This window comes from Micromonospora halophytica (genome assembly GCF_900090245.1).
GTDB lineage: Bacteria > Actinomycetota > Actinomycetes > Mycobacteriales > Micromonosporaceae > Micromonospora > Micromonospora halophytica.
Genome location: NZ_FMDN01000046.1, coordinates 3,303 through 9,880, shown reverse-complemented (window position 1 = coordinate 9,880; position 6,578 = coordinate 3,303). Strand labels below are relative to the sequence as shown.

General features: G+C 74.3%; 3 protein-coding genes. All 3 read right to left on the bottom strand.

The window, feature by feature from the left end:
• Nucleotides 1-4,285, bottom strand: a 4,285-nt coding sequence (locus tag GA0070560_RS27645) for a type I polyketide synthase (protein WP_139131626.1), incomplete at its 3' end; no start/stop codon positions are given.
• 304 nt (nucleotides 4,286-4,589) lie between these two features.
• Nucleotides 4,590-5,441, bottom strand: a complete 852-nt coding sequence (locus GA0070560_RS27640; RefSeq protein ID WP_091303028.1) for a metallophosphoesterase family protein — start codon at nucleotides 5,439-5,441, stop codon at nucleotides 4,590-4,592.
• Between the two features lie 209 nt (nucleotides 5,442-5,650).
• Nucleotides 5,651-6,578: acyl carrier protein (locus GA0070560_RS29225; RefSeq protein WP_211566040.1), on the bottom strand; the 928-nt coding region annotated here is incomplete at its 5' end.

The following is a 6,578-nucleotide window of genomic DNA, read 5'->3' as shown; positions in this document are numbered from 1 at the left end:
CGGTGGGGGTCGGGTCGGTGGCCACCGCCGCGAGCAGCGCCAACACGTCGGCGTCCGGCGCACGGTCAAGGTCGACCAGCACGATCCGGTCCGGATGCTCGGACTGCGCCGACCGCAACAGCCCCCACACCGCCGCACCGGCCAGATCCGTCACCCGGTCCTCGCCCCGGACCGCCACCGCACCCCGAGTCACCACCACCAACCGCGAACCGGCGAGCACCTCCGCCGCCAACCACCCCTGCACCACAGCGAGAACATCCGCCGTCACCTGCCGCACCACGTCCGGAAGCCCGGCCGCGTCGGCACCGATGACCTCGTCGGTGGCGGTGGTCGCCTCGGTGGCGGTGACCGGGTCGGTGGTGGCGAGGGCCGGGTCATCGCCGGCAGTGGGGGCGTCGGTCGATGCGTCGGCCAGGTCGGCAGCCATGGTGCCGGCGGCGGGCACCGTGAGTAGGACGGCCTGCGGCGCGCTGCCACCCGCCTGCACCGCCGCCACCAGCGCCGCCACGTCCGCGAAGACAGCCGTGCCGGGCGGGACGGGCACCGGACCGGCCTGCTCCGCTCCCGCGCCGGGACGCCCGTGCAGGTCCAGCACCGCCCAGTCCACCGGCGTGGCGGCCGGGGCGACCTCCTCGACCGGCCAGGACACCTCGAACAGCGACCGGTCGGCCGCGCTCGGGGCGGAGACCGCACCCATCTCGCGGAGCACCAGCGAGTCCACCGACACCACCGGCGCACCCGACTCGTCCACCGCGACGAGGCGGACCGACGTGCCGGAACCGGTCAACCGCACCCGCAGCGTCCGCGCACCCGAGGCATGCACCTGCACACCCTCGAACGCGAACGGCACCCGCGCACCCGACCCGGACCCACCATCGAGCAACCCGATCGGATGCAACGCCGCATCCAGCAGCGCCGGATGCACCCCGAACCCACCCGCATCGGCCACCACCTCATCGGGCAGCACGACCTCCGCGAACACCTCACCCGCACCGGACCACACCCGCCGCAGCCCCTGGAACACCGGCCCGTACGACAGGCCGTGCTCCGCGAAGGCCGGGTACCAGCCGGACAGGTCCACCTCGGACGCCTCGGCCGGGGGCCAGGCGCCCAGGGTCGGCTCGTCGGCCGACGCGGGTTCCAGGACGCCCTCGGCGTGCCGGGTCCACTCGGCCTCCGGGTCGTCCTCGGGCTGGGAGTGCACGGTCACCTGGCGGGCGCCGGAGGCGTCGGTCGCGCCGACACGTACCTGCACCCGGACGGCGTCGGAGGCGGGCAGGGCCAGCGGCGCGGCGATCGTCAGCTCCCGCACCCGGGACGCGCCGACCTCGTCGCCCGCGCGCACCACCAACTCGACCAGCGCCGTGCCCGGCACCACCACCGCGCCGGCCACCACATGCTCGGCCAGCCACGGATGCGTCGACACCGACAGCCGGCCCGTCAACACCACCTCGTCGTCACCGGCGAGCCGCACCGCCGCACCCAGCAACGGATGCCCGGCCACCCCGAGCCCCGCCCCCGACACGTCACCGACCTGCCACGACCCCACCTCGGGCCAGAACCGCTCCCGCTGGAACGCGTACGTCGGCAGCTCGATGCGGGTCGCGCCGGTGTCGGTGAACCAGGTCTGCCAGGTCACCGGCACACCGGCGACGTGCAGCTCGGCCAGACCGGCGAGCAGCGCCGCCACCTCGGGCCGGTCCTTGCGCTGGGCGGCCACGGCCAGCACACCCTCGTTGTCGGGCAGCGCGTCGGCGGTCATCGCGGTCAGCACGCTCTGCGGACCGATCTCCAGGAACGTGTCCACCCCGGCGGCGCGCAGCGCGGTGACCCCGTCGGCGTAGCGCACCGCCTCGCGGACGTGCCGCACCCAGTAGTCGGCGGTACGGATCTCATCAGGGTCGGCGAGCGCCCCGGACAGGTTCGACACCACCGGCAGCACCGGCGCGGCGAAGGTGAGCTTCTCCACCACCGCCCGGAACTTCGCCAGCATCGGCTCCATCAACGGGCTGTGGAACGCGTGACTGACCGTCAGCCGACGGGTGCGCGCCCCCCGCTCCCGCCAGACCCGCTCCACCTCGTCCAAGTCGTCGAGCGCACCGGAGACGACCACGGAGGTCGGCCCGTTCACGGCCGCGATGCCCACGTCGGCGAGCCCGTCCAGCGTCGGCAGCACATCCGACTCCGACGCGGCCACGGCCAGCATCCCACCACCGGCCGGCAACGCCTGCATCAACCGACCACGCGCCGCCACCAGGGCACACGCGTGCTCCAGCGACAACACCCCGGCCACATACGCCGCCGTGATCTCACCGACCGAGTGCCCACCGACGAAGTCCGGCACCACACCGAACGACTCCACCAGACGGAACAACGCCACCTCGACCGCGAACAGCCCAGCCTGGGTGAACACCGTCTGATCCAACAGCCCCGCCTCGTCAGCGAACAGCACCGACTTCAACGGCTGCGGCAACAGCCGGTCCAGATGCGCACACACCTCGTCCAACGCGACAGCGAACACCGGGAAGACGCCGTACAACTCCCGACCCATGCCGACACGCTGCGCACCCTGACCGGAAAAGAGCACCGCGAGCGGACCCCGGTCGCCGGCCTGACCCGTGACCACCGCGCCGGACGGCTCCCCCGCCGCCAGCGCCCGCAGCCCGGCCAGCAGGTCGTCACGGCCGGTGGCGGCCACGACCGCGCGGCTGTCCAGCATCGAGCGGGTGGTGACCGACGAGAACGCCACGTCGAGCGGGCCCGGGTCGGCGTCGCCGTCCAGCCAGGCAGCCCAGCGGCCGGCCTGCGCGGCGAGCGCGGCGGGGTGGGCGGCGGAGAGCAGCACCGGGGCGGTCGGCAGCGCACGCGCGGGCGACGCGTCCTCGGTGGCGGGGTCGGACGCGGGGGCCTGCTCCAGGATGAGGTGGGCGTTGGTACCGCTCATGCCGAACGAGGAGACGGCGGCCCGGCGTGGCCGGTCCGTCTCGGGCCACGGGCGGGCGTCGGTGAGCAGGGTGACGGCGCCGGCCGTCCAGTCGATGTGCGGGGACGGCTGCGTGACGTGCAGGGTGCGCGGCATGGTCGCGTGCCGCATCGCCAGCACCATCTTGATCACCCCGGCGACCCCGGCCGCCGCCTGGGTGTGACCGATGTTCGACTTCAGCGAGCCGAGCCAGAGCGGCCGGTCCGCCGGGCGGTCCGTGCCGTACGTCGCCAGCAGGGCCTGCGCCTCGATCGGGTCGCCGAGGGTGGTGCCGGTGCCGTGCGCCTCGACGACGTCCACGTCGGCGGGGGTGAGCCGGGCGTTGTCCAGGGCCTGCCGGATGACCCGCTGCTGGGCGGGGCCGTTCGGGGCGGTGAGGCCGCTGCTGGCACCGTCCTGGTTGACGGCGCTGCCCCGGATCACGGCGAGCACGGGGTGACCGTTGCGGCGGGCGTCCGACAGTCGCTCGACGAGCACCATGCCGACGCCCTCGGCCCAGCCGGTGCCGTCCGCGTCGGCGGAGAACGCCTTGCAGCGCCCGTCGGAGGCGAGGCCGCGCTGGCGGGAGAACTCGACGAAGCCGCCGGGGGTGGCCATCACGCTGACCCCGCCGGCCACGGCGAGGGTGCACTCGCCGTCGCGCAGGGCCTGGCTGGCCAGGTGCAGGGCGACCAGGGAGGAGGAGCAGGCGGTGTCGATGGTGACGGCCGGGCCCTCCAGCCCGAAGGTGTACGCGAGCCGGCCGGAGATGACGCTGGCGGCGGTGCCGGTCAGCACGTACCCCTCGACGCCTTCGGGGAGGCGGCGCAGGACGGAGGCGTAGTCCTGGCCGGCGGTGCCGACGAAGACGCCGGTGCGGCTGCCGCGCAGCGCGCCCACGTCGAGGCCGGAGCGTTCGAACACCTCCCAGGTGGTCTCCAGCAGCAGCCGCTGCTGCGGGTCCATGGCGAGGGCCTCGCGGGGCGAGATGCCGAACAGGGTCGGGTCGAAGTGCCCGGCGTCGCGCAGGAACCCGCCCCGGTCGCTGTACGAGGTGCCGGGGTGGTCCGGGTCCGGGTCGTACAGCTGGGCCAGGTCCCAGCCGCGGTCGGTGGGGAAGGTGCCGGTCGCGTCGGTGCCGGCGGCGACGAGGTCCCACAGTTCCTCGGGGGAGCTGACGCCGCCGGGGAACCGGCAGGCCATGCCGACGACAGCGATCGGCTCCGGTTCGGCGTCCTCCAGCTCCCGCAGGCGCCGGTGCGCCTGGCGGAGCTCGGTGGTCACCCACTTGAGGTGTTCGAGGAGCTTCTCTTCGTCCGCCATGACCCACCCGCCCGGAGCTTGCTGCCGATCGATTCCACCGACTGGATGCCATCGATCCGGCTCGGCGTCACTGACCGGCGCGACCGATGGCGAACGAACTCACCGCTTCAACGTGTTGTCCTCACCGCTGATCACCCGCACGCCACCGCACGACCGGAGGGAATGCCGGCATCCGACCGCCACCGTGACTGGACGGTACTGAGCGGTGCGGGGCGGCCCAACCCCTACGGACCCCTCATTCGCACCCGCCCGGCGGGCCGGATATCCGCAGCGTGCGGTGGGTCGGGCGGCCGGGAGTCGCCGGTCAGCCGAGGTGCCGCGCGGGGGCCGGCAGGATCGTCCGCAGGCGCCCCGGCGGGGTGGCCCGACGCCGCCACTCGCGGGGGTAGCCGACTGACACCTCCTCGAACCGGACGCCGTCGTACCAGGTGGTGCGGGGGATGTGCAGGTGGCCGTAGACGGCGACGCGGGCGTCGTAGCGCAGGTGCCAGTCGGCGGTGAGGTCGGTGCCGCACCACTGGGCGAACTCGGGGAAGCGCAGGATCCGGGTCGGTTCGCGGACCAGCGGATAGTGGTTGACCAGCACGGTGGGCAGCCCGCCGCGCTCCGCGTCGAGCCGCCGCTCGGTCTGGATCACCCGGGCCCGGCACCAGGCGTCCCGGCTCGGGTACGGGTCGGGGTGCAGCAGGATCTCGTCGGTGCAGACGACCCCGGTCTCGTGTGCCCGGGCCAGTGCCTGCTCCCGGGTGTACGTCCCCGGGGGCCGCCACGAGTGGTCGTACCCGACGAAGAGCGGGGCGATGAGGACGGGATCGCCATCCGGGTCCCACACCGGGTACGGGTCCTCCGGCGTGACCACGCCGAGGCGGCGGCACAGCTTGACCAGGTGCCGGTAGCGCGCCTCGCCCCGCAGTTGGACGGTGTCGTCGCGGGGTGTCCACAGTTCGTGGTTGCCCGGCGCCCAGATGACCTTGGCGAACCGGTCACGGAGCAGGGTGAGCGCCCACTCGACGTCGGCGGCGAACTCGCCGACGTCACCGGCGACGAGCAGCCAGTCCTCGTCGCCGTCGGGGCGCAGTGCCTCGACGACGGCGCGGTTCTCCGCGTACACCACGTGCAGGTCGCTGATCGCGACGAGCTGGCGGATCCGGGTCACCCGGCACCTCCCGTGTCTCCGGGCACCCGCGCGCACCCCCACCGCCCGGCCGGCGCGTCGACGCTCGGGCCGGGTACGACCACCTGACGGGCTCCGACCCTATGGAGGCCGTCAGGTGGCGGCACACCCCTAGATGGACGCGGCACACCCCTAGGACGTGTGTCGGGTCCTCGGCCGAGGACGCGACACACGCCTGTGGGCGGACGTGGTCACGACTTGCCGAACTCCCGCTGGATGATGTCGAAGATGTCGTCGGTGGTGGCGGCGGCCAGGTCGGCGGCCGGCTCACCGTCGGGGGTGGCCGTTGCGGTCACGACGTCGCCGCCCCGCCACCGGGTGAGCAGCTCCTCCAGCCGTCGGGTGATCTCCGCGTCGCCGCGTCGCTCGTCGGGGACGTCGCGCAGGAGCTGGTCGAGCCGGTCGATCTCGGCGACGACCGGGGTGGCCGATCCGTGGGGCGCCAGTTCGGTGCGCAGGTACGCGGCGAGCGCCGTGGGCGTGGGGTGGTCGAAGACGAGGGTGGTGGGCAGGGTGAGCCCGGTCTCGGCGGTGAGCCGGTTGCGCAGTTCGACGGCGGTGAGCGAGTCGAAGCCGAGTTCCAGGAAGCCCCGACCGGCCCGGATCGCGGTCGGGGTGCGGTGGCCGAGCACGGTGGCGGCGGTGCCGCGTACCAGGTCGAGGAGGATGCGGTCCCGTTCGGCCTCGCCGGCGGTGGCGAGCCGGTCCCGCAGCGCCTGCGCCGCGCCCCCGTCCGGTGCCGGTGGCTCCGGACGGTCGGCCGTGCCGGCCTCGGGGATCTCGTCGAGCAGTGGGCTGGGGCGCATCGCGGTGAAGGAGGCGGCGAAGCGGTCCCAGGTGACGTCGGCGACGACCACGGCGGTGTCGTCCCGGTCGAGCGCACCCTGCAGAGCGGTGACCGCCAGGTCCGGCGCCATCGCGGGCAGGCCCCGACGGGCGAGCTGTTCCTGCTGCTCGCCGTGCGCCATGCCGGCGCCGGCCCAGGGTCCCCAGGCGACGGCGGTGCCGGCGTGGCCGCGGGCCCGCCGCCGGGCGACCAGCCCGTCGAGGTACGCGTTGGCGGCGGCGTAGCCGGCCTGCCCGGCCGAGCCCCACACCCCGGCGATGGACGAGAACACC